General features: G+C 71.1%; 23 protein-coding genes. 12 read left to right on the forward strand and 11 right to left on the reverse strand.

Annotation, left to right across the window (positions count from 1 at the left end; all coding sequences use genetic code 11):
- The first annotated feature begins 75 nt into the window (after positions 1–75).
- Positions 76–489, forward strand: a complete 414-nt coding sequence (locus tag KBX71_RS17245; RefSeq protein WP_210819031.1) for a DUF2690 domain-containing protein — start codon at positions 76–78, stop codon at positions 487–489.
- 209 nt (positions 490–698) lie between these two features.
- The gene (locus tag KBX71_RS17250) at positions 699–899 is read left to right on the forward strand and encodes a hypothetical protein (RefSeq protein ID WP_210819032.1); all 201 of its coding nucleotides are present in this window, start codon (positions 699–701) and stop codon (positions 897–899) included.
- A gap of 221 nt (positions 900–1,120) precedes the next feature.
- On the opposite strand, the gene KBX71_RS17255 is transcribed toward KBX71_RS17250, so the two are convergent.
- The 4 genes from KBX71_RS17255 to KBX71_RS17270 are packed head-to-tail and all read right to left on the reverse strand — an operon-like array spanning position 1,121 to position 4,277.
- Positions 1,121–1,561, reverse strand: coding sequence for an Rrf2 family transcriptional regulator (locus KBX71_RS17255; protein WP_210819033.1), 441 nt, complete (start codon positions 1,559–1,561; stop codon positions 1,121–1,123).
- A gap of 1 nt (position 1,562) precedes the next feature.
- Positions 1,563–2,447 (reverse strand): ABC transporter permease, encoded by an 885-nt coding sequence (locus tag KBX71_RS17260; protein WP_210819034.1) that lies wholly within the window; start codon positions 2,445–2,447, stop codon positions 1,563–1,565.
- Positions 2,437–3,216 (reverse strand): ABC transporter ATP-binding protein, encoded by a 780-nt coding sequence (locus KBX71_RS17265; protein ID WP_030490447.1) that lies wholly within the window; start codon positions 3,214–3,216, stop codon positions 2,437–2,439. The genes KBX71_RS17260 and KBX71_RS17265 overlap by 11 nt, the downstream gene beginning before the upstream one ends.
- Positions 3,213–4,277: an ABC transporter substrate-binding protein gene (locus KBX71_RS17270; RefSeq protein ID WP_210819035.1), complete on the reverse strand. Its 1,065-nt coding sequence runs from the start codon at positions 4,275–4,277 to the stop codon at positions 3,213–3,215. The genes KBX71_RS17265 and KBX71_RS17270 overlap by 4 nt, the downstream gene beginning before the upstream one ends.
- A gap of 173 nt (positions 4,278–4,450) precedes the next feature.
- Between KBX71_RS17270 and KBX71_RS33770 the strand changes: the two genes are divergently transcribed.
- The 4 genes from KBX71_RS33770 to nudC are packed head-to-tail and all read left to right on the forward strand — an operon-like array spanning position 4,451 to position 8,321.
- Positions 4,451–4,642 carry a hypothetical protein gene (locus KBX71_RS33770; RefSeq protein WP_247683611.1) on the forward strand — a complete coding sequence of 64 codons (192 nt, stop codon included), beginning with the start codon at positions 4,451–4,453 and terminating at the stop codon, positions 4,640–4,642.
- Positions 4,643–4,652: 10 nt separating this feature from the next.
- Entirely contained in the window at positions 4,653–5,963 is a 1,311-nt protein-coding gene (locus tag KBX71_RS17280) for a pitrilysin family protein (protein WP_210819036.1), read from the forward strand.
- 2 nt (positions 5,964–5,965) lie between these two features.
- Positions 5,966–7,315, forward strand: a complete 1,350-nt coding sequence (locus tag KBX71_RS17285; protein WP_210819059.1) for a pitrilysin family protein — start codon at positions 5,966–5,968, stop codon at positions 7,313–7,315.
- Between the two features lie 46 nt (positions 7,316–7,361).
- Positions 7,362–8,321, forward strand: coding sequence for an NAD(+) diphosphatase (gene nudC, locus KBX71_RS17290; protein ID WP_210819037.1), 960 nt, complete (start codon positions 7,362–7,364; stop codon positions 8,319–8,321).
- Between the two features lie 127 nt (positions 8,322–8,448).
- Here the strand turns inward: nudC and KBX71_RS17295 are convergent, their stop codons facing one another.
- From KBX71_RS17295 to KBX71_RS17305, 3 genes are all read right to left on the reverse strand, one after another.
- A complete protein-coding gene (locus tag KBX71_RS17295; RefSeq protein WP_210819038.1) occupies positions 8,449–8,724 on the reverse strand; it encodes a hypothetical protein in 276 nt (91 codons plus the stop codon).
- Between the two features lie 239 nt (positions 8,725–8,963).
- Positions 8,964–9,203, reverse strand: a complete 240-nt coding sequence (locus tag KBX71_RS17300) for a DUF397 domain-containing protein (RefSeq protein ID WP_124822952.1) — start codon at positions 9,201–9,203, stop codon at positions 8,964–8,966.
- A 74-nt stretch (positions 9,204–9,277) separates the two neighbouring features.
- The gene (locus KBX71_RS17305) at positions 9,278–10,258 is read right to left on the reverse strand and encodes a helix-turn-helix transcriptional regulator (RefSeq protein WP_196929639.1); all 981 of its coding nucleotides are present in this window, start codon (positions 10,256–10,258) and stop codon (positions 9,278–9,280) included.
- A gap of 215 nt (positions 10,259–10,473) precedes the next feature.
- Between KBX71_RS17305 and KBX71_RS17310 the strand changes: the two genes are divergently transcribed.
- A complete protein-coding gene (locus KBX71_RS17310) occupies positions 10,474–11,847 on the forward strand; it encodes an MFS transporter (protein WP_210819039.1) in 1,374 nt (457 codons plus the stop codon).
- Here KBX71_RS17310 and KBX71_RS17315 read toward each other — a convergent pair.
- Positions 11,837–12,079, reverse strand: coding sequence for a mycoredoxin (locus KBX71_RS17315; protein ID WP_030337579.1), 243 nt, complete (start codon positions 12,077–12,079; stop codon positions 11,837–11,839). The two genes, KBX71_RS17310 and KBX71_RS17315, sit on opposite strands and share 11 nt — an antisense overlap.
- A gap of 92 nt (positions 12,080–12,171) precedes the next feature.
- On the opposite strand from KBX71_RS17315, the gene KBX71_RS17320 reads away from it, so the two are divergent.
- From KBX71_RS17320 to KBX71_RS17330, 3 genes are all read left to right on the forward strand, one after another.
- Positions 12,172–14,337: an ATP-dependent DNA helicase UvrD2 gene (locus KBX71_RS17320; protein ID WP_210819040.1), complete on the forward strand. Its 2,166-nt coding sequence runs from the start codon at positions 12,172–12,174 to the stop codon at positions 14,335–14,337.
- Between the two features lie 154 nt (positions 14,338–14,491).
- On the forward strand, positions 14,492–14,707 hold the full coding sequence (locus KBX71_RS17325; RefSeq protein WP_210819060.1) for a hypothetical protein: 216 nt from the start codon (positions 14,492–14,494) through the stop codon (positions 14,705–14,707).
- Between the two features lie 130 nt (positions 14,708–14,837).
- Entirely contained in the window at positions 14,838–15,203 is a 366-nt protein-coding gene (locus KBX71_RS17330) for a WhiB family transcriptional regulator (protein WP_030490434.1), read from the forward strand.
- 306 nt (positions 15,204–15,509) lie between these two features.
- Here KBX71_RS17330 and KBX71_RS17335 read toward each other — a convergent pair whose 3' ends face one another.
- From KBX71_RS17335 to KBX71_RS17345, 3 genes are all read right to left on the reverse strand, one after another.
- Entirely contained in the window at positions 15,510–16,856 is a 1,347-nt protein-coding gene (locus tag KBX71_RS17335; protein WP_210819041.1) for an AarF/ABC1/UbiB kinase family protein, read from the reverse strand.
- Positions 16,853–17,965, reverse strand: coding sequence for a TOMM precursor leader peptide-binding protein (locus KBX71_RS17340; RefSeq protein ID WP_210819042.1), 1,113 nt, complete (start codon positions 17,963–17,965; stop codon positions 16,853–16,855). Before KBX71_RS17340 ends, KBX71_RS17335 begins: the two co-directional genes overlap by 4 nt.
- A 222-nt stretch (positions 17,966–18,187) precedes the next feature.
- Positions 18,188–18,358, reverse strand: coding sequence for a DUF5679 domain-containing protein (locus KBX71_RS17345; protein ID WP_167457767.1), 171 nt, complete (start codon positions 18,356–18,358; stop codon positions 18,188–18,190).
- Positions 18,359–18,871: 513 nt separating this feature from the next.
- Here KBX71_RS17345 and KBX71_RS17350 point away from each other — a divergent pair.
- Together KBX71_RS17350 and KBX71_RS17355 are read left to right on the forward strand one after the other, a co-directional pair.
- Positions 18,872–19,402 (forward strand): M48 family metallopeptidase, encoded by a 531-nt coding sequence (locus tag KBX71_RS17350; RefSeq protein WP_210819043.1) that lies wholly within the window; start codon positions 18,872–18,874, stop codon positions 19,400–19,402.
- A 323-nt stretch (positions 19,403–19,725) separates the two neighbouring features.
- Complete coding sequence (locus tag KBX71_RS17355) at positions 19,726–20,334, forward strand: hypothetical protein (RefSeq protein ID WP_210819044.1); 609 nt, start codon at positions 19,726–19,728, stop codon at positions 20,332–20,334.
- Positions 20,335–20,515: the final 181 nt, after the last annotated feature.

Genomic DNA, 20,515 nt, shown 5'->3' on the forward strand with positions numbered 1-20,515 from the left:
GCCGTCACCGAATTCTCCCGTCGTCGCCTTGCGCGCACTGCCGGCGTATTGGCGGCCGCCATCGTGGTCGGGTCGATGGCTGTTCCCACAGCCGGGTCAGCGGCCACTGTCGGGTGCGGCAGCCCCTGTGACGGCAAGGACTCGCAGACGTATTCTGCCCTGGTCGGGGGTGTCCGCGGCTCCTGCGCCCAGGACGCGAGGACGGTGAAGACCGCATCCAACGTGGAGCTGCGATACAGCCCCTTCTGCCGGACGGCGTGGGCGCGGCAGACCGACAGCTTCGGTTACATGAGCGGGGTGCTGGTGTTCAGTTGGTACTCGGATGGCCGGCAGCGTAGCTGGCAGGACGATCTGGGCACCGCCGGCTCCTGGTCGAAGATGGTCAACGACAAGGGCCTGACGGCCTCGGCGTGCTTCTACCAGTACGAGTCGGAGTTGGATCAGGTCAACGACATCAAGACCGTCCAGTGGTGCACCGCCAGGTACTGATCGACTGATGTCGTCCGGCGTCCCGCCGACCGTGTCCACCGGTCGGCGGGACGCCTGTCCGCGTACGGTGCTCCCCGCCACCTGACCGTTCGGTTGAATCGGTAATCAGCCTCTGTTGGGTCGGCTGGCCGACTGCGCCCCGGTCGTCAGTGGTCAAAGCTGACCGACGGGGGAAGTCGGGCGGGGGGCCCGGCACGGGAGGGGTGACCATGGCGGGCGAAGCCGGCTCGGGCGCACTGCGTGAACTGATCCTGGTGGTCGCGGTCGCGCTCGCCGGATTGTTGCTCGCCATGGTTGCGGCCTTCGCACCCTGGCACGCCACCCCGGCGGGTAACGCTCCCGCCGGTCTGGTGGAGCTGCACAGTCCCGGCGACCTGGGCCCCGGCCCGGCGACCGCACACGTGGGCTGAGCAGCGACCGGCCTACCGGCGCCGGCGGAGGGGCAGGCCCGGTCAGGATCGGTACGAGATGTGGTCGGGTCGGCGGGGCACCGGCCCGACCACATCACCGTCGCCTCGTCCCCGGCCGCGCCTCTCGCGCGCCGATCTTGCACTTTCAGTTGTCGATATAACACGGTATGCCACTTATGCTGGGACAGTAAGTGCAAGATCGCGGCGTGGGGGCGTGTGACTCACCTTGTGGTGGGGGCGTGGGTGAGCAGGTCGGCCAGGGTGGTGCTGTCGACCACCGTGGCGATCGCCCCGTGCACCGCCAGCCAGACGTCGGTGAGCCCCGCGGCCACCCCGTGATAGCCGGCCCGCTCGGCCGGCAGACCGCGCACCGTCGTGGGCGAGCCCCCGACCGCGCGCAGCACGTCTCCGACGGTGATCTCGTCGGCTGGTCGGGTCAGCGCGTACCCGCCGTCGGCACCGCGATGGCTGTGCAGCAGACCGGCCCGGCGCAGGTCGAGCAGGATGCCCTGCAGGAAGCTGAGCGGGATGTCCTGCACCTCGGCCAGGCTGGCCGCCTTCACCAACTCGCCGACCCGGTCGCCGTCGCCGCCACCACCACCGGCGGCGGCGACGGCGAGCATCGCCCGGAGCGCGTAGTCGCTGCGCGCGGAGACGAACACGTCACTGACCAGCCTGGTCCAGTACGCCCCAGCGGCGCCGGATCGCCTTGTCCGCCGCGCCGAACGCGGCGTCCACGACCAGGCCGACGACCAGGATGACGATCATCGTGGAGAGCAGCCAGGGTGAGTCGGACAACTCGCGGGAGTAGGTGAGCTGGGCGCCGAGCGAGGTCTGTGAGATGCCGACCACGAGCAGCTCACCGGCCATCAGGCTGCGCCAGGAGAAGGCCCAGCCCTGCTTGAGCCCGGCGACGATCGCCGGCAGGGCGGCCGGCGCGATGACGTACCGGTAGAGGTTGAGCCCCCGGGCACCCAGGTTACGGCCGGCGCGTTTCAGCAGTGGCGGCACGTAGTCCACTCCGGAGATCACCCCGTTGGCGATGGACGGCGCCGCACCGAGCACCACCACGAAGAAGATCGCCTTCTCGCTCAGCTCGAAGAGCAGGATGGCCAGCGGGAACCAGGCGATCGACGGCATGGTCTGCAACGCGGTGATCATCGAGCCGATGGCGGCGCGCAGCACCGTGGATCGGGCCACCGCCAGGCCGAGCAGCAGGCCGACGGCGACCGAGAAGACGTACCCGAGGGCGGCCCGGCGGAGCGTGGTGACCAGGCCCTCCCAGAGCTGGGGGCCCTGGGCCTGGGTCATCAGCTCGCGGCCGACCTCCAGCGGACCGGGCAGCGAGTACGGCGGCTTCCAACCCGAGAGGACCACGAGTTGCCAGGCGGCGATGGCGATGGCCAGGGCGGCGAGCTTGGGCCAGGTGGCCGCCCAGAGCCGAGCGCCCCGGGATGCCTCCTTGTCCCGACCGGCGATCTCCAGCGCGTCGAGGCCGGTGATCTCCGCGTCGGTACGCGCCGAACTGGTGAGGGTGTCACTGGCCATGGCGGCCCACCTCCGTACGGAGCCGCTCGGTGACCTCGGCGGCGATGGCGGCGACCTCGGGGGAGTCGATCCGGCGAGGGCGCGGGATGTTCACCTCGGTGGAGTAGATGATCCGACCGGGTCGGCTGGAGAGCAGGATGATCCGGTCGGCCAGCCGGGCCGCCTCGCGGACGTTGTGCGTCACGAAGAGCACCGAGAGCTTGCGCTCGGACCAGATCCGTTCCAGCTCGTCGTGCAGGATGTCCCGGGTCATCGCGTCCAGCGCGCCGAACGGCTCGTCCATCAGCAGCACCGGAGTGTCCAGGGCCAGCGTGCGGGCGAGCGCGACGCGCTGCCGCATCCCGCCGGAGAGCTCGTGTGGGCGCTTGCGGCCGAAGTCGGCCAGGTGCACCGTCCGCAGCAGCTCGGCCACCCGCTCGCGGCGTTGGGCCCGGGGGAGCCGGCGCAGCTTGAGGGGCACCTCCACGTTGGCGTCGACGGTCAGCCACGGAAAGAGCGCCGGCTCCTGGAACATCAGGCCCGGGTTGGCGTCACCGGCCAGGGTGATCTGCCCACCACTGACCCGGTCCAGCCCGGCCACAAGGTTGAGCAGGGTGCTCTTGCCGCAGCCGGACGCGCCGACCAGACAGACGAACTCGCCGGGCGCGACGTCCAGCGACACGCCGTCCAGGGCCAGGACGGCGTTCGCCCCGCGCCCGTACACCTTGGTCACGCCGGAGAGCGCGACCGCGGTGGTCGCGCTCTGCGGCGTCGTCGTGGTCGACGTCATGGCTGGACGACCTCGGGCTCGCCCTGCGCCTGGAGCGCGTTGTTGAGGTACTTCAGGTCGTACAGGCCCTTGAGGTCCACCGGCTCGGTCAGTCCCACGTCGACGGCGTGGTCGAGCCCGGCCTTGAGGGAGGACGAGATCGGGTCGTTCGTGAACTCCAACGTCGGCCACGCCTGCTTGATCAGCTTCAGGTCCAGTGGTTTGCCGGTGATCTTGCCGATCGCGTCGGAGATCGCCTGCTGCGCCTCGTCGGGCTTGCTGTTGACGAACTCGTTGGCGGCCACCTGGCCGTCGACAAGCTTCTGCACCACGTCCGGGTGTGCCTTGAGGAACTTCGTGCTCACCAGCAGGTTGGTGATGACGAACTTCTTGTCCGGCCACAGATCGCGCTCGTCGACAAGCACCTTGCCGCCGGTGTTGACCAGGCGGGAGACGAACGGCTCGGGCACCCACGCGCCGTCGATCGCGCCGCTGTTGAAAGTCTCGACGGTCTGGGCGTTCTCCTGCGGCACGATCTTGACGTCACCACCGCCCTCCTTGGTGGTGGTGAGGCCCTGCTGCTTGAGCCAGTAACGGATCGCCACGTCCTGGGTGTTGCCCAGCTGCGGGGTGGAGATCTTCTTGCCCTTCAGGTCCTGCACGCCGGTGATGCCGGGCTTGACCACCAGCGCCACGCCGCCGGAGGCCGCGCCGGAGATGACCCGGACGGCCGCACCCTTGGACTTCGAGAAGGCGTTCACTGTCGGGTTCGGGCCGATGTAGGTGGCGTCCAGCGCACCGGAGAAGACAGCCTCGATGGCGGCCGGGCCGGCGTTGAAGGTTTTCGGGTCCAGCTTGACGTCGGTGCCGAGCTTCTCCGCGAAGATGCCCTTCTCCACGCCGACGACCGCCGGCGCGTGGGTGATGTTGGGGAAGTAGCCGAGGCGCAGCGTCACCGGGCCGGAGCTGCCGCCCGTGCCCTCGCTGTCGTCGCCGCACGCGGCGGTGCTGCCCAGGGTCGCCGCGCCGAGGGCGGCGAGGGTGGCCAGGGTGACCAACCGGCGCAGGGGGAACCGTCTCATCGTCCATCCAATCCGCAGTATTCCTACTTAGTTGGTAGGAAGAGTGGGTCAGGCTGCGGTCAGCGTCAAGACCCATCCACATGGCGGGATGGCGCGTCTCAGTTATGTCGGTATTTCCTACCAGCTTGCTAGGGTAACCGGCATTCGGTCACCGGCAGAGAGGCGACTTCGCGATGACCTTCCACTGGTTCCTGCCCACCTCCGGCGACGGCGACCAGGTCGGTGCCGCCACCGTCACCGCGGGGGCCGCGAGGCACGACCGGGCCGCGACGGTGGCCTACCTGGCAGAGGTGCTGCCCCTGGTGACGGCCCCGGTCGCGGCGGCTCCGGGAAGGTCGCGGGTGGCGGAGGTGTCGACGCGCTAGGGTCGACTCCGTGGCGGCGCGGAGATCCAGAATTCCAGCGACGAAGTATCCGGTCGAGCGGTTCACCCTCGACAACGGCCTGCGGGTGGTGCTCACCCCCGATCGCAGTGCCCCGGTGATCGGGGTGGCGGTGGTCTACGACGTCGGCATCCGCTCGGAGCCGGAGGGGCGCACCGGCTTCGCCCACCTCTTCGAGCACCTGATGTTCCAGGGCTCGGAGAACCTGGAGAAGCTGGCCCACTTCCGGCACGTGCAGGGGGCGGGTGGCACCTTCAACGGCTCCACCCACCTGGACTACACCGACTACTTCGAGACGCTGCCGAGCAACGCGCTGGAACGCGCGCTGTTCCTGGAGGCGGACCGGATGCGTGGCCCTCGGCTGACCGAGGAGAACCTGCGCAACCAGGTCGACGTGGTCAAGGAGGAGATCCGGGTCAACGTCCTCAACCGGCCGTACGGCGGCTTCCCCTGGCTGACCCTGCCGCCGGTCATGTTCGACACCTTCCCGAACGCCCACGACGGCTACGGCTCCTTCGACGACCTGGAGTCGGCGACCGTCGCCGACGCCGCGGACTTCTTCCGTCGCTACTACGCCAGCGGCAACGCCGTGCTGGCCGTCAGCGGCGACATCGACGTGGCCGAGGCGACCGAGCTGGTCACCCGGCACTTCGGCGACGTGCCGGCTCGACCGGCACTGCAACGGCCCGACTTCACCGAGCCCGACCTGACCGCCGAGCGGCGCACCTCGTACACCGATGCCCTGGCGCCGCTGCCCGCGGTGGCCGGCGCCTGGCGCGTGCCCGACCCGGTCACCGACTTCGCCGGCTACCTGCCGTACGTGGTGCTGGCCGAGGTGCTCACCGACGGCGACGCGTCGCGGCTGGTCGAGCGGCTGGTGCAGCGCGACCGCACGGTGACCAGCCTCGGCGGATACCTCGGTTTCATGGGCGACCCGTTCGACGTCCGTGATCCCACAGCGCTGCTGTTGCAGGCGCACCTGCCGCCGGGGGGAGACGTGGACAAGGTGCTGCGCACCATCGACGAGGAACTGGACCGGCTGGCCGCCGACGGGCTGACCGACGGTGAGCTGGCCCGCACCCAGGCCCGGATGGCGACCCACCTGCTGCGGGACACCGACGCGGTGCTCGGTCGGGCGCTCCGGATGGCAGTGCTGGAGCAGCAACGCGGCGAGCCGGGCCTGCTCAACGAGTTGCCCCGGCTGGTCGGCGAGGTCACCGAGGAGCAGGTCCGGGCCGCCGCGGCCACCCTGCGCCCGGAGCGTCGGGCCGCCATCGAGGTCATTGCCGGAGGCGCCCGATGATGATGACGACGACTACCACCACCGCTCCGGTCGGGCCGCGTACGCTGCCGCCGCTCGGTCCGACCCGCAAGCTCAAGGTGCCCAAGCAGGCCGAGCGCACCTTGCGCAACGGTCTCACCGTGATCGCCGTACGCCGGCCCGCCGTACCCCTTGTCGAACTGCGGCTCTGGGTGCCGTTCGGCCGGGTTCACCTGGCCCGCGGCGCGATGCTGTCGCAGACCATGCTCTCCGGCACCGAGTCGATGACCAGCGCGCAGATCGCCGCCGAGTTGCAGAAGGTGGGCGGCGGCCTCGCCGCGGGCGTCGACCCGGACCGGCTGATGCTCTCCGGCGCCGGCCTGGTCACCGGTCTGGACCGGATGCTGGAGTTGCTGGCCGAGGTGCTGACCGGCGCCAGCTACCCCAGCGACGAGGTGGCCACCGAACGGGACCGGCTGGTCGACCGGATCCAGGTGGCGCAGAGTCAACCGGCGCACCTGGCCCGGGAGGCGCTGCTGAAGCGAATCTACGGCCGACACCCGTACGCGACGCAGACGCCGGAGCCCGGCCAGATCCGTGCCGTCCGACCGGCCGCGCTGCGCGCGGTGCACTCGGAGCGGGTCCATCCGGCCGGCGCGCAGTTGGTGCTGGTCGGTGACGTGCAGCCGGAGAAGGCCCTGGACGCCGCCGAGCGGGCGCTCGGTGGCTGGTCGGGTGCCGGGCGTACGGCCGAACTGCCCGCGACCCCGCCGCTGGAGCCGGGGCCGCTGTTGCTGATCGACCGGCCGGGCTCGGTGCAGTCCTCGCTGCGGATCGCGCTCCCGGCGGTGTCGCGCACCGACCCGGACCATGCCCCGCTGCAACTGGCCAATCTGATCTTCGGCGGCTACTTCTCCTCCCGGTGGGTGGAGAACATCCGCGAGGACAAGGGCTACACGTACGGCCCGCACTCGGTGATCGAGCATTCCGTCGCCGGGTCGGTGCTGGTCGCCGCCGCCGACGTGGCCACCGAGGTCACCGGTCCGGCACTGCTGGAGACCACGTACGAGCTGGGTCGGTTGGCGTCGCTCCCACCGAAGCCCGAGGAGTTGGAGCAGGCCCGGCAGTACGCCCTGGGCACCCTCCAGCTCGGCATGTCCACCCAGGCCGGGTTGGCGGCGTTGACCAGCGCGTACGTGGGCAACGGTCTGCGCCTGGACTTCCTCGCCGAGTACGCGGTGAGGTTGGCGAAGGCGAGCGTCGACGACGTCGCGCGGGCCGCGGCCCGGTACCTGGCACCGGCTCGGGCGGCGATCGTGGTGCTCGGCGACGCGGAGCGGGTCACCCCGGGGCTGGCCGCGCTGACCACGGTGCAGACCGAGCAAGAGGCGTGAGCGAGCGGAGCGAGCGAGCCATGGGGTTCAGCAGTGGAGCGCCGGCGTGAGCGGGGAGGCGGCGCCGCCGTTGGCGCGGTCCACGTTGGATCGGGCGGCGCACCGGCGGGGTGATTCGCAGTGGCTGACCGAGGCGTGGTTGCGCGCCCGGGTGCTGCTGCTCGACTCGACCGACGAGGGTCGGACGCTGGCCCGCACGGAGACGTCGCCTCCGACGTTGGTGCTGTTCGGGGCTGGCGACGTGCCCGCGGGGTCCGAGTCGACGGCGATGTTCCTGGGTGTCGAGCCGGACGGGGTGCCGGTCTTCGCAGTCGACGCGCCGCTGCCGGCGATCCCGGGCACCCGGCCGGTTCACCTCCGGGAGGTGGGTCATCTGCTCGCCGACCGGGAGGCTGGCATCTTCACCACCGCGCTTGCACTGGTCAACTGGCACACCCGACACGGTTACTCGACGAGCACCGGGGCGCCGACCGCGATGGACGAGGCCGGTTGGTCCCGGGTGGACCGCAATGGTGGGCGGATCTGGCCGCGTACCGACCCGGCGATGATCGTGCTCGTCCACGATGGTGTGGACGGCGTGGACGGCCGCTGCCTGCTCGGCAACAACGCCAGCTGGCTGGGCACCCCGGGTGGCCGTCGCTACTCCTGCCTGGCCGGCTACGTGGAGCCGGGCGAGTCGGCGGAGGCGGCCGTGCTGCGTGAGGTCCGCGAGGAGGTGGGCATCGGGGTCGAGCGCATCGGGTACGTGGGCAGCCAGGCATGGCCGTTTCCCGGCTCGCTGATGCTGGGCTTCCTGGCCACCGCGAACCCGACCGAGCCGGTGCGGGTCGACCCGTCGGAGATCGCGTACGCCAGGTGGTTTTCCCGCCGGGAGGTCGGGGCCGCGTTGGCGGGGGAGACGGTGGATGTGGGCGATGGGGCCCGGCTGATCCTGCCGCCGCCGTCGTCGATCGCGCTGTTCCTCATTCACCGTTGGCTGGACGGCTGGGTGGACGCCGACCGCTGAGCACGGTCCCGACCCGTGGCCGCCGTTGCCGCGGCGGTCACGGGCCGGGAACACGGGCCGTCGTGGTCGGCGGGTGCGAGTAACGCGGCGGGGGAGCCGGTCCGACCACGACGGACGACCTGTGGAATCAGGTGCCGATGCGGCCCGGTCTGTGTCGGAAGGCGAGCCGAGGCTCGATCAGCGGGAGGACCTTGACCCGCTGCTTCCCGGCGCGGACCGCGCCGACAGTGGCCAGGGCGCGGGCGAGCAGCAGTGCGGCGTCCCGGTCCTCGGCGTGCACGATCTGCCGTCGGGGCTCGGGCGCGGTCGTCTCGTCGCGAAGTCGGTGGCCGTCCGCCCAGGCGGCGGCGATGTCCCCGTCGGCGACGGCGCGGATGTCGGTGCGAACGATCAGGAACCGCATGAGGGTCTCCGGATGAACCGCGACGGATGAGCCAGTGTGGAAGTTCCACGTTCTCGAAGGCCATGTTACGCCCCGTGTTCGTCCCAGCAACTGAAACGCGCCTATCGGTTTCGAGCCTCGTCCGATCGGCGGATGGCTGCTCAGCAGGGTCGCCGGCTCGCAGAGCGACGGGGCCGGCGGGGGTGTGACACGACGGGGCCGCCGGCTGTGCGCCGACGGCCCCGTACCCGGTCACCGAATCAGTTCAGATCGAACTGGCCCTTCTTCGCTCCGGTGATGAAACCGAGCCACCCCGTGCGGTTGAACAGCAGCACCGGGCCGCCCCGGTCCTTGCTGTCGCGCAGGGCGACCGCCGACGGGCCGGTGGCGAGCGGTGCGACCTCCACGCAGTTGGAGGTCTGGCTGCGTGTGCTGGTACGCCACGGGGCGTCCGCCAACGAGTGGGCGGAGACGGACGGCGTGTTGCGGATGTCGTTCATGGCTCTGCTCCTGATGTGCAGCGATCCGATGGGACGAGTGGTGCCGCACGTCCCGACGGAGGGTCCCCCGTGGATCACCGGTCCGTCAGTCGCCCCGAGTCCCGGCGGCGTTGGGTCGGCGCCGTTGCCGGCCCGAACGCCACTGTGGATGGGGGCGTCGCCTCGGTCAGCCGTCCCGTCGCCTCGATCAGCCAGGAGAGGGTGTCCGAAGCGTTAAGTGCCGCCGTGCATAGCCACTCGAACACCACTTTATAGCGATTTAGCGTGATTGCCTCGGTCGACATGACGTCGGTGAAGCCACCTTCGATGGTTAATGTCTCCGGATCGAGGGGATCGGCGAACCGATAGACCGAGAAAGCGGTCGGCGGAAGGTACCAATCGCCGATCTGGGTGTCCCTGGGCAGCACGTGCAGGGCCACGTTGGGCAGCAGAGCCAACTCGCAGAGTTGGAGCAGCTGCTCGTGCAGCACCTCCGGCGGCCCGGCCCGGCGGCCGAGAGCGGCCTCCTCCAACACTGCGGTGTACTGCGGAGCGTGCGGCTCGCGGGTCAGCAGCGACTGGCGGGCCAGCCGCGCCTGCACCTCGATCTCCGGCTCGTCGCCGGGCTCCGGCTCGCCCGCGCCCGCGTTGACCTGTCCGGCCGACACGATCCGGAGCTGGGCGTACCCGGGGGTCTGCAACAGGCCCGGCACCAGCACCGGGTTGTACTCGGAGATCTCCGCGCAGCCCGCCTCCAACTCGGCCCAGCCGCGCTGTTGCTGCGTCATCACCGGGAAGTTCTTCAACCAGCCGCGCATGTCGCCGGCCTCGTTGGTGATGCCCAATAGGTCGTCGTGCAGCGCCTGGTCGGCGCCGTAGAGGTCGAGCAGGTCGCCGACGTCCTGCGGGTCCGGTCGGCTGCGGCCGTTCTCCAAGCGGGACAGTTTGGACGCGGAGGCCCAACCGATACGCTCGATGACCTGATCGCCAGTGAGGCCCGCGGCCTCACGCAGGCGGCGCAGCTCGATGCCCAACCGGCGACGACGCAGGATCGGGCTGGGTGCGGCAGGAGGCACAGTGTCCTCTTTCCCGTCGACCGCCGCAGACGCGACGGTAACTGTATGAAATTCGCCCCCCACGGTCAGTATGGACGGCGCGACCGGTGTCGGAGGTTCCGGCGAGGGCGTGTCTTGCGAAAATCGCACCACGGGAATGCCGGACGACGACGGACCCGCGGTCGCGGTCCGTCGACCTCGCCCATCTGGGCAGGCCATTCCGCCGGAGGGACCCCATGCGCACGATCCTGCGCCGACCCGACTTCCGCCTGCTCTTCGGCGGCCTGCTGGCCAGCATGACCGCCGAGTCGATCCTGCTGCTCGCACTCGCCATCTGGGTCAAGGATCTGACCGGCTCGAACGGATTGGCCGGTGCCACGATCTTCGCGGTCATCGCGCCGATGACGCTGGCGCCGCTGGTCGGCTGGGTCGTCGACCGCTACCCGCGCCGGCCGTTCTTCCTGGCCGCGAACGTGATGACCGCGGCCCTGCTCGCCCCGCTGTTCACAGTCCGCGACGCGGGCGACGTCTGGGTCGTCTATCTGGTGGCCGCCCTGTACGGACTCTCGTCCATCACGCTCGGCGCGGCGCTCAGCGGGCTCATCCGCGAGCTGGTGCCGGTCGAGCTGCTGGCCGAGGCGAACGGCGTGCTCCAGACCGTACGCCAGGGGATACGACTGGTCGGCCCGTTGGCGGGCGCGGCGCTTTACGCGGCGCTCGGCGGATGGGCGCTGGCCGGCATCGGCATGGTCGGATTTCTGACCGCGGCGGTGGTGGTGACCGCGCTGCCCACCCCGCAACAGGTGCCGCCGGCCGTACGGCTGCGGTGGCCGGCCGAACTGGGCGCCGGCCTGCGGCACCTGGCCGGCGAGCCGGCGCTGCGGCGGGCCCTGCTCGGCTACGGCCTCGGGTCACTGGTGATGGGCTTCAGCGAGTCGCTCATCTTCGCCTACGTCGACCAGGGGCTGAACCGGGACGCCGCGTTCGTGGGCGTGCTGGTCACCGTGCAGGGCGTGGGTGGGTTGCTCGGCGGGCTCTGCTCACCGACGCTGGTCCGCCGGCTCGGAGAGGTCGGCACGCTCGCCGCCGGGGTGGCCTTCTTCTCTCCGGCCGCGCTCGCGCTCGCGTACCCCGATCTGCGGCTCGGGTTCGCGGCGGTGCTGCTGGCCGGGGTCTCGCTCCCGCTGACGATGGTGGGGTTGCACACGCTCATCCAGCGTCGTACCCCGCCCGCGCTGGTCGGCCGGGTAGCCGCCGCCACCCAGGCGGTGGTCAGCGGGCCGCAGGCGTTCTCCATCGGGGCGGGTGCCCTGCTGGTCGGGTTCCTGGACTACCGGCTGTTGTTCGCGCTGGTCGGGATCGCCACCCTGGCCGCCGGGGCCTACCTGTGGCGGGGCCGGCACCTGAGCGCGCCGACCGGGGCCCGCCCGCCGACACCACCCACCCGCCCGACGCTCCCGGCGCCCCGCCGGCCGGCCGACGACACCGACCTTCCCGGGCTCCCGGCACCCACCGACCGTCGCCACCGTGGCCCGTACCCGAACACGACGAACGGCCGCCCCGGTTGGGGCGGCCGCGCACCGAGAATGAACCGGCAGATCAGGCGTTGAGCGTCTCCAGGTGCTGCTTGACCTGGGTGATCGAGGGATTCGTCAGGGCACTTCCGTCGGCGAAGCGCAGCGTCGGCACCGTCTGGTTACCGCCGTTGACGCTCATCACGAACTCCGCGGCCTTCGGGTCCTGCTCGATGTCGACCACCTCGTACCCGATGCCCTCCCGGTCGAGCTGCGACTTCAGCCGGTGGCAGTAGCCGCACCAGGGGGTGGAATACATCGTCAGCATGGTCGGATCCTCCAACTGCTCCGGCCGCGGCTTGCGGATCAAGCCGAGGCTGTTCGCTGCAACGTTAGGGGGAGCTGAGATGATTCCTGGTTGTGGTGGTTCACTCAGCGTCGGAACAGGTGCTCGCCGGGCTGGACCCGGAGCAACGCTCCGCGGTGACCGCGCCCGCCGGCCCGGTCTGCATCCTGGCCGGCGCCGGCACCGGTAAGACCCGGGCGATCACCTCCCGGATCGCCCACCGGGTGCTTTCCGGCGAGATCTCCCCCCGGCACGTGCTCGCGGTCACCTTCACCGCCCGCGCCGCCGCCGAGATGCGGAGCCGGCTCACCGTCCTCGGGGTGGGCGGTGTCCAGGCGCGGACCTTCCATGCCGCTGCGCTGCGGCAGGTGCGGTACTTCGCGCCCCGGCTGCTGTCCGGCCGCGCCATGCCCGAGCTGCTGGACAGCAAGGTACGGCTGGTCACCCTCGCCGCCGCCCGGGTCGGCCTACGGACCGACCGGGCCGCCGCACGGGACCTGGCCGGTGAGATCGAGTGGGCCAAGTCGTCGCTTGTCGAGCCGACGGACTACGTGGTGTCCGCGGCCCGGGCGCTGCGCGACACACCGCACGAGCCGACGAAGGTCGCCGACGTGTTCACCGCGTACGAGCAACTCAAACGCGCGAACGGGGTGATCGACTTCGAGGACATGCTGCGGGCCGCGGTGTGGGGGATCGAGGAGCACTCGGACGTCGGCGAGCAGGTCCGCACCCAGTACCGGCACTTCGTGGTCGACGAGTACCAGGACGTCAACCCCCTCCAGCAGCGCTTGCTCGACGCCTGGCTGGCTGGCCGCAACGACCTGACAGTGGTCGGGGACGCCAGCCAGACGATCTACTCGTTCACCGGGGCCACCTCGGCGTACCTGGTCGACTTCCCCCGCCGGCACCGGGGCGCCACAGTGGTTCGGCTGGTCCGCGACTACCGCTCCACCCCGCAGGTGGTCGGGCTGGCCAACGCGGTGATCGCCCAGGCCCGGGGCACCGAGGCGCGGCTGCGGCTGGAGTTGAGCGGGCAACGCCCTCCCGGCCCCGAACCGGACCTGCGGATCTTCACCGACGAGCCGGCCGAGGCGAACGCCGTGGCCGCGCGCTGCCGGTCGCTGATCGACGCGGGCACGCCGGCGAAGGAGATCGCTGTGCTGTTCCGCGTCAACGCGCAGTCCGAGGCGTACGAGAAGGCGCTCACCGAGGCCGCGGTGCCGTACGTCGTGCAGGGCGCGGAGCGGTTCTTCGAACGGACCGAGGTGCGCCAGGCGATGGTCGCGCTGCGCGCCGCCACCCGCTCGATCCCGGGGGAGACACCGCTGCCGGCCGCCGTCGTCGAGGCGCTCACCGCGGTCGGCTGGGCCCCGGACGCGCCTCCGGCCGGCGGGGCCGCCCGCGAGCGCTGGGAGGCGCTGTCCGCGCTGGTCCAGCTCTCCGAGGAGTACGCGGCCACCCCCGAGGTCGTGCCGATCGGCGAGGCCGCCTCGGTGGAGCGCCCGGTCACCCTCTCCGACTTCACCGAGGAGTTGGCGCGCCGGGCCGCCCAGCAGCACGTGCCGACGGTGGACGGCGTGACGCTGGCGTCCCTGCACTCGGCGAAGGGCTTGGAGTGGGACGCGGTCTTCCTGGTCGGCCTCGCCGAGGGCACCCTGCCCACCACGTACGCCAAGACCGTTGAGCAGGTCGAGGAGGAGCGGCGGCTGCTCTACGTCGGGATCACCCGCGCCCGGGAGTGGCTCTGGCTGTCGTACGCCGCCGCACGCTCGCCGGGCGGACGAGCCCGGCGGCCGTCGCGGTTCCTTCCCCAGCTGGACCGCTCCGGCGGCACCGAACGAGCCACCGGCGGCGCCGGTCCGGCCAGCCGTCCCGAGCGGCGGCGAACCCAGATCGTCTCCTGCCGGATCTGCGGCGCCACCCTGCTCGCCGGCCCCGACCGCAAGCTCGGCCGCTGCCCGACCTGCCCGTCCGACATCGACGATGAGCTGCACGAACGGCTGCGCGAGTGGCGGCAGCGGGTGGCCGGTGCGCAGAAGGTCCCGGCGTACGTGGTCTTCACCGACGCGACACTTGTCGCGTTGGCCGAGCGGCGACCCGGCCGGTCGGAGGAGTTGATCGCCATCGCCGGTATCGGCCCTCGCAAGCTGGGCCTCTACGGCGAGTCGGTGCTGGCCCTCGTGGCCGGTGCCGGGGTGGACGATGTCTGCCCGGAGAAAACTTTCGAAATCTCGTCGTAAATTCGTTTGCCCTCGCCCCGGCGCGAGGAATAGCCTCAGGACACACCACGCGAGCGGCGCCATTCCGGCTGCTCACGGGGCCGGTCCAGTCGATTCGAGGAACGTGAGGGAGGTGGCACCCGTGAAGATCTTCACCTATGAGCGTCTGACGGCGATGCCGTCTGTCCACGCCCCGCTGTCGGCTGTCCGGGTGGCCCTTACGGCCGCACGACCGTCGGTTCCACAGGTGCACCAGGTTCAGGCCGAGCTGATCCTGACCGTCGCGCCCGCTGGAGTCGAGGGGACCAGTGGCTTCACGGGCAATGGCATCCAGGTCGCCAAGAAGCGCATGGATGTCCGCGGCGTTCCACCTCGAGGTAGACCGGTCTGACCAACAGACTCCGGCTCACCTCGAGGCCGCGGAACCCGCTTACCGGGATCCGCGGCCTCAGTTTTTTGCCCGCCGTAAGTACGTCGGAATGCGATCCACGAGATCGAAGTGAGAGAGAGGTGACCGGGAGATGAGTCTGGCGTTGGCCCCCCTCGACATGAGTGTCGAGATGGAGGCGAACCTGCCCTGCCGGAAGTTCGACCCCGACCTGTGGTTCTCCGACTCGCCCACCGAGCTCGAGCTGGCCAAGTCGCTCTGCGGGGACTGCCCGCTGCGCGTCGAATGCCTGGCCGGAGCCGTTGAGCGAGCGGAGCCGTGGGGCGTCTGGGGCGGCGAGATCTTCGAGCGTGGCGCGGTTGTCCCGCGTAAGCGGCCCCGTGGCCGTCCGCGTAAGGAGGACGTCGCCCGTGACGCCGAGCTTCGCGTCGAGGCCGAGGCGCGCCTGGCAGCCAGTGGGCTGTCCGAGGTGCGTGGCGCGGTCCGGCTGGCAGCCTGACATGTTCCCGACCCGTACCAACTACGCCGGTGCCACACCGGCAGTGAGTGAGAAAACGATGTTGAACGTTCCGAGTGGAGCCTTCGAGATGCAACTACTCCACGAAGCGTTGTCCCGGGCTCGAATGCGCCGGCCTCAGGCCGGTCGTACCACCACGAGCACTGAGGCAACCCGATCCGCCCGTACCGTCGCCATGACCGGCCGCAACCAGGCGGCTCGCGACCTGGGCATTCTCTAGTACCACCCCACACGGAAGGGCGGGTGCCGACCGGCACCCGCCCTTCCCCATGTCGTCTCTTGACGCCCTCAGGCGACCGGGGCGAAGCCGGGCAGCCAGCGCTCCAGGATGCTCCGGTAGGGGGCTTTCGCCTCCAACTGGCAGAGCACCCCGATCGACCCGAGCGTCACCCGGTGGATCAGCAGGTACGACGGTGGCAGGTTGAGCTGCCTGCTCAGCTGGTACGTGGGGGAGCGGGGGCTGGCCAGTCGACCCGCCTCGCCCCGCAACCAGGCCCGGGTGAAGCGGAAGCCGTCCGCCGCGATGGGTTCCAGCATGGGGCGGATGAAGTCGAGCACCCCCTCGGCGTCGATCTCCTCGGCCGAGCCGATGAACCCCTCCGACCGCAGCCCCGCCACGACCTCGTCGGCGTCGCCGCGCAGGGCCATCGCCGCGATACGACCGATCGGCTCCGGAGTGCCCTCCGGCATCCGGGCCACCGCACCGAAGTCGATCACCCCGAGCCGACCGTCGGGCAGCAGCCGGAAGTTTCCCGGGTGCGGGTCGGCGTGCAGCAGCCCAGCCCGCTGTGGCGCGGAGAGGTGCAGGGTGGCCATCAGCCGGCCCGCCTCGTCGCGATCCTCCTCGGTGCCCTCGCGGATGATGTCGGCCAGCGGGGTGCCCGTCACCCACTCGGTGACCAGCACCCGGGGCGAGGCGTTGACCACCTCCGGGATGAAGATCTCCGGGTCGTCGGCGTACGCGGCCGCGAAGGTGCGCTGCGACTCGGCCTCCAACTCGTAGTCCAACTCCTCGGTGATCCGTTCGCGCAGCTCGGCCAGGAGCGGCTTGACGTCCAGGCCGGGCTGGATGGCCCGGAACATCCCGCCCAGTCGGGAGAGCTGCTTGAGGTCGGCGAGCAGGGCGTCGCCGGCCCCCGGATACTGGATCTTGACCGCTACGTCGCGGCTGTTCGGAGCGCCCGACTCGTCGAACCCGGGCTCGCGCCAGCGAGCCCGGTGCACCTGGCCGATGCTCGCGGCGGCGGCCGGGACGTCGTTGAACTCGACGAACAGGTCCCGCCAGTCGGGGCCGAGTTGCTCTGACAGCACCTTGTGCACGCTGGCGACCGGCAGCGGTGGCGCCGCCTCCTGCAACTTCGTCAGCGCCTGCCGGTAGGGCGCGGCGATCTCCTCCGGCAAAGCCGCCTCGAAGACCGACAGCGCCTGGCCGAACTTCATCGCCCCGCCCTTGAGCTGGCCCAGCACGCTGAACAGCTGCTCGGCGGTGCGCTGCTGGATCTCCGCGGAGATCACGTCGGAGGCGAGCCCGGTGACGCGCTTTCCCATGCCGAGAACGGTCCGGCCGGCGAAGCCGAGCGGCAGGGCGGCGAGCTTGGCGGTGCGGGACACGGCGCGGCGCGGGATGTCGGTCACCCGGTCATTGTTACCGACCGGAGGGCCCCGCTGCTGCTCTGCGGCCGGGCTGGTGCGGACACTCGGCCCTGCGAGCACCCGCACGCCGGGTGTGGCGGCCAACCCCGACGACGGAAACGGCCGGCACCGGTGATCTCCATGGCGCCGCCCAGCGTCTCCGGCTGACCTCCGTCCAGCTGCGTCAGCACTTCGGTCAGCGCGTACCCGCAGGCGACGAGCAGCGTGCCGGTCGTTCCGGCGGCCGGCGGGTCGGCGGCGGCGAGCTGTGCGGCGAGCCGCGGCCAGTCCGGGTCGCGGTCGGCGCGGTGCAGCTCGACGCAGTGCAGGCAGGGCCCGGCGGGTGGGCGGACCAACGGCCCGATCACCGGTACGCCCTCGCGCAGCGTGACCAGCAGGTGCGGCTGCCGGCGCTGGGCGAGACCGGCGGCGAGCAGCGCGGGAGGCCGGTCGGTGCCGAGCTGAATCACCAGGTCGATCCGTCCGGCGCGGCTCGGATGGGTGCCGGTGCCCGGTGCGACGCGGTTGAGAGCGGCCCGCACCGCCGGTGCCAGTGGGCTACCCAGTTCGGCGGCGGGGATGCCCGTGCCGATCAGGTCGACGGCGCGTACCAGGCCGGTGAGCTGGGGAATCACCTGCCCCACACCGGACTGGGCCAATGCCACCGTCAGCGGCCCGCCGAGCGCCCCGCCGCCGGTGAGCAGGACGCGGGCCGCCCGCCGCCGACGCAGGACCTGCGCGGGCGTGCCGGGCAGTCGGGCTGCGGTGAGGGCCAGCGCGCCGGCCTCCGCCGCGAGCCGGGCACGGACCGGGCCGGTCAGGTCGCGGGGAAGCAGGCTGTGCGCGGGCACCAACAGGCCGGCGGCCCGCAGGGTGTCGAGCAGGGTACGCACGTCGTCGGCGTCGACCTGGGCGCTCGCCGCCTGGGCCAGCACGGCGCGCTCGCTGCGGGTGCCGTCGAGCAGGTCGAGCAGGTGGGCGGCGCGTGGGTTCGCCAACTCCAGCAGAGCGGCCGGCGCATGGCCGACGCCCAGCTGGAGGGTGTGCCGGTCCCGCCAGAGCCGGTTGAGGCCGGGCAGCAGGGTGGGACGCGGTAGTACGGTGCGGCTCATGGTCACGAATCGTGACCGCATCTTCGCGTTCAGTCGATCGTTGTCCACAGGTCGCCAGGCCGCTGTCCAGCGCTATCCACAGGTTTTCGCGGGTTTTCCACAGCCTGCCATCGCCGTTGTCGGTCACCCGACAGGGCTACCGATGCCGGTGGCACCGCACTCCCGATCGGCAACGGGGGTGGGATGGCCACCGGCCGCCCCACCCCCGTTCACCCGTTCGGGTCAGACCTTGGCCTTGCCCAGGATGCGGTTCACTGTTGTTCCGCATACCGGACACTTGCCCTTGGCCATGTTCATTCCGGTCTTCGAGACCTCGACGTGCCCCTCGAAGTCCCGCTTCTCCTTGCACTTCACGCAGTAACCGTTGTAGGTCGTCTGGGCCTGGTCGGCCACGGTGCCCTCCTCGTCTCGTCCGCCGGTCAATGCCGTTCCGGCGGGGTGCCCGGCGGCGGGCCACACGGGGCGCCGGCGCTGGGTCTCACTCCGCGGCCACCTTCGTGACCGCTGGTCCGCGGACCCTACCCAGGTCTGGGCAGTTCCATGTCAGCTGTGCATCGACACTGTGAGCAAGTCGACGTCGAGAGTGTGCATGGCGAAATAGGTCGGATAAGTCAGTTTGGCGGGGACACGCCGACCAAACCCTGACAGCCACCCGTGCGAGTGCCCCTGCGGAGGCATTCGGGACGCTGATCACCTACGGTGGGGACGTGTCGCGTACCGGCGCTATCGGCGTTCACCAAGGGTGACGAGATGGCGCGATGGCGCTGCGGTCAAGAAATTTTCGGGACGCCTGGCGACCAATCACCATTTTCTGGGCGCGTGTCGTGCGGTTGACTCTTGCGGACCCCTGGTCAGTGGGCATTAGCTTTCCTTCGTGACACGTAGTCGAGGCTGCGCGGGCCAGTGATGGCGGGGACGCGCAAGCCGGTCGTCGAGGTGCGGCGCAGCCAGCGTCGACGACGCACGGTGTCCGCGTACCGTGACGGTGAGCGAGTGGTCGTCCTCATCCCCGACCAGTTCTCCCGCGCCGAGGAGAGCGAATGGGTCGACCGGATGCTCGCCCGCCTCGCCGCCCGGGAGGGCCGCCTCGCCCGCTCGGACGCCGAGCTGGTGGCCCGCGCCAACCGGCTCATCGACCTCTACCTCCCCGGGTACGCCACGAAAGCGGTGCCGGCCAGCGTCCGATGGGTCACCAACCAGAACGGCCGATGGGGCTCCTGCACGCCGGCCGACCGCAGCATCCGAATCTCGCACCGCGTCCAGGAGATGCCCGAATGGGTGATCGACTACGTGTTGCTGCACGAGCTGGCGCACCTCATCGTGCCCAGCCACAACGCCCGGTTCTGGGCGTTGGTCGGTCGCTATCCCAAGGCTGAACGCGCCCGCGGCTACCTCGAAGGGGTCGCCGCCGCCTCATGCGCACCCCTCCCCACCTGATCGACACCCCCTCCTGACCCGCCTGGGTCCCGCGTGCGCCGAGCCCCTGGATCCCGCGCCGGACGCCGTCTGAAGCGCGATCGGCCTAGATCGACTCGGTTTCCTGAAAACCGTGCTGTCGATGGCCCTGGGACCCCGCGACTTCCTTGAAGCCGAGTCGATCCTGTCAGCGGGCCCGCGTCAGGGTGCTCCGGGTCGGGTCCGAATGGTCCGGGTTCGGATGCTTTGGGCGGAATAGGCTCAGGCAGGTGCCTCCGGCAGGGTGGGATGGCTGTGCCGGGCGGGTGGGTTCGCTGTGCCGGGCGGGGCGCTAGGGTCGGGGGATGGCGCGACGAGTGGTGGTGGCGTTGCTCGGGCCGGCGCACTGGTCGCCGCCGGGTGTCGACCTGGCGGAGTGGCGAGCGGCACTCGCTGAAGACGTCATCGACCTGCTCGCCACCCTCAACGAGGTGGAGGTCGCGGTCGCGGTGACCCCGGCCGACCGGGCCCTGGCCGATGCGCTGGTGTGGCCCGGCACGGCGGTGTACGAGGTGGCCGAGCCGACGCCGAACGGCGTGTTCGCCGCGCTGGAGGGGTACGAGCAGGCGGCCGTGCTGGTAAGTGACGTGCCCGACCTGCCCGCCCTGACCGTCGGCAAGCTGCTCCGCCCGCTCACCACCCGACCGGTCGCGGTGGCTCCGGTCGAGGGCGGCGGCCCTGGCCTGCTCGGGGTCGCGGTACGACTGCCCGCGCCGGACTGGCTACCGACCCTGGAGCTGGACACGGCAACGCCGGCTGATGCGCGCGCCAATGCCCCGCGCCCGGGCGACGTGGCAGTCACCGCAGGCTGGCGACGACTGCGCGGCCCGGCTGACCTGGCCACGCTGGACCCGGCCTTCGAGGGTTGGGAAGCGACCCGCGCCCTTCTCTCTGGGTCGGGCCGCCCCGCCTGAACCGTCAGCCGGCCGACAGGACCAGAGTCACTGCTCGCCGGCACGGCTACCCCGCGCTGGCCGCCTGCCCGGCCCGCGCTGGCCGCTGGCCCCGGGCCGCCCGACCGGCCCCGCGCTGCCCGTCCGACCTGCTGACCGGCCAACCCTGCCGAACGCGCCCGGGTGCCCGCTGTCGATCATG

This window comes from Micromonospora sp. D93, from assembly GCF_018070365.1.
Taxonomy (GTDB): domain Bacteria; phylum Actinomycetota; class Actinomycetes; order Mycobacteriales; family Micromonosporaceae; genus Micromonospora; species Micromonospora ureilytica.